This window comes from Halolactibacillus halophilus (assembly GCF_900115605.1).
Classification (GTDB): Bacteria; Bacillota; Bacilli; order Bacillales; family Amphibacillaceae; genus Halolactibacillus; species Halolactibacillus halophilus.
This window is the reverse complement of the sequence record NZ_FOXC01000080.1, coordinates 1-2,232: the sequence shown is the minus strand read 5'-3', so window position 1 is coordinate 2,232 and position 2,232 is coordinate 1. Positions and strand designations below refer to the sequence as shown.

Annotated in this window: 3 protein-coding genes and 1 pseudogene; all 4 read left to right on the top strand. The window is 37.4% G+C overall.

The window, feature by feature from the left end; genetic code table 11:
- Positions 1 to 303, top strand: a pseudogene (locus BM098_RS13530) (head maturation protease, ClpP-related); the annotation flags it as partial.
- 26 nt (positions 304 to 329) lie between these two features.
- Positions 330 to 1,532, top strand: a complete 1,203-nt coding sequence (locus tag BM098_RS13145) for a phage major capsid protein (RefSeq protein WP_089834104.1) — start codon at positions 330 to 332, stop codon at positions 1,530 to 1,532.
- Between the two features lie 58 nt (positions 1,533 to 1,590).
- A complete protein-coding gene (locus tag BM098_RS13140; protein ID WP_089834106.1) occupies positions 1,591 to 1,872 on the top strand; it encodes a hypothetical protein in 282 nt (93 codons plus the stop codon).
- A 1-nt stretch (position 1,873) separates the two neighbouring features.
- Positions 1,874 to 2,232 (top strand): phage head-tail adapter protein (locus tag BM098_RS13135; protein ID WP_089834102.1); only part of this gene is annotated, 359 nt, incomplete at its 3' end.

The following is a 2,232-nucleotide window of genomic DNA, read 5'->3' as shown; positions in this document are numbered from 1 at the left end:
CCTCAAGACGCCCTAGAAAAAGGTCTAGTTGATGAAATTATGTTTGAAAATGAAATCAAACTCACAGCAAGTGCTAGTGTTTCAAATTTAATACCGCAAGAAGTCATTGATGGTATAAGACAAGGTAAATTAAACACAGTTCCAGGTAAACTTGAACAGCCGTTAGATAAAGAAACTGTAAAGGATATGTTTACTGAGTTTAAGAAAGAAATATTGAATGAATTAAAAGAAAATAATATTAATCAAAATGAACCTACATCAACTGCAACAAAGCAGTTAAAACGAAAAGGGTTCTTTTTTTAATTTAAAAAATACTGGAGGAATGAAAAATGACAATTAAGTTAAAAGGTAAAATGGATAATTTTCAAGCCAAAAAAGAAGCGTATATGGAATTGGTCAAAGCTGAGGAGCAAGACCAAGAAAAACTTGCAACTGCATGGGATGAAATGCAGACAGCTCTTGCTGAAGATTTAACAGAGAAAATTACTGCAGAAGTACGCACTCAACAAATGGATGCGCAGATTTTATCATCTCGAGGTCAAAACGTTCTTACTTCTGAAGAAAAAAAGTTTTTTAATGAAGTTGTGACATCAGGTGGTTTTAACGAGGATTCTATCTTGCCGGTTACTACACAAGAGCGTGTTTTTGAAGATCTTGTGGAGGCACATCCATTACTTCAAGCAATCGGTCTACGAGACCTAGGAGCTGTAACACGATTTATCAAATCGGATCCAACCAAAGCTTATGCATGGGGACAACTGTTTGGTAGTATTAAGGGACAAGTTAGCTCAGCGTTTAGCGAAGAACAAATTGGTCAATTGAAATTAACTGCATTCGCTGTAATTCCAAAGGATATGTTGGAATTAGGTCCTGTTTGGGTAGAGCGTTATGTTCGTACTCTACTAGTTGAATCTTACTCTGTAGGATTAGAATACGGACTAGTAAATGGTCGCGGTCCAAATCAACACGAGCCTATTGGACTAATGAAAAACGTTGATGGAGAAACTGGAGCTGTTACAGAAAAAACGTCATCTGGTACTCTTACTTTTGCACCATCAGAAAAAGGTGAAATTGTAGCTGGTGAATTGCATGATGTTATTAAAGCTCTATCAACAGATGCATCTGGTAAGTCTCGTAAGGTTTTAAATAGAGTTGTGATGGTTGTCAATCCAACTGACGCTATTAGTGTACAGGCAAGAAATACTATTCAAACACCAAACGGACAGTGGGTTACGTCTCTGCCGTATAATATTAAAGTTGTAGAGTCAGAAGAGATTCCAGAAAATAAATCATTATTCTTTGTTAAAGATAAGTATCTTGCTGCGGTTGCAGGTGGGTATAAGACAAATAAATATGATCAAACACTAGCTATTGAGGATGCTATGCTTTACACAATTAAGCAGTTCGCTAACGGTAAGCCAGAAGATAATAAAACAGCGCTGCTATATGACTTGAATATCCAGTTCAATACTAGTGACAATACAACTACAACCACAAGTACTAGCACAACAACGACAACGACTGGCGCATAATGGGGTGATGTGATTGTTAGAAATCACGCAGACAATCGTAGACGAATTTAAAAACAGAATGCATATTTCTCATAGTGGTGAGGACGACAATTTAAAACGATTGTTGTCCTTTTCTGTTTCGGCAATAAACAGCAGTTGTGGTGAGTTTGATATTAACGGTACAACAGATATTGATAATCGAGCTAAAGAATTGGTGTTTGAACGTACGCGATATGCTTACAATGATGCGGTTGAATACTTTGATGACAACTTCTTGAGTGACATTCTCAGTCTTGGCTTAGACATGGAGTTTGCGAAAGAGGATATAACAACCACTACGACAACAATAGGGGGTGTCTGAATTGCGGAAATTTGAATATAAACCGCCTCGGTTGCATAGCGGTCAATTGCGGACATCCACTATTTTTTATGAATACGCACCCAATACAGGACCAGAACCGGGTGAACAAGAAAAGAAAACTCTGTATAAATGCATGGCTAAGATTGACGAAGTGTGGATGAAAGATGTTGAATTGGCCAAGTCGAATGGTACATTATCTGATATCACAATTACTATTCGAGATCCCATGCAAGATTATATCCCAACGGATAAGCACTATATAGCTATTGATCATCCGCAATATTTAGGAAATCGTTACAATGTGAAGCACGTTCAACCAGACCCGCAAAACAATCGTTTTATTAATGTCATTGCGGAGCT

Excerpts from the sequence above, each read along its gene's own strand:
- BM098_RS13145 (WP_089834104.1), top strand. The coding sequence starts at position 330 with ATGACAATTAAGTTAAAAGGTAAAATGGATAATTTTCAAGCCAAAAAA.
- BM098_RS13140 (WP_089834106.1), top strand. The coding sequence starts at position 1,591 with ATGCATATTTCTCATAGTGGTGAGGACGACAATTTAAAACGATTGTTG.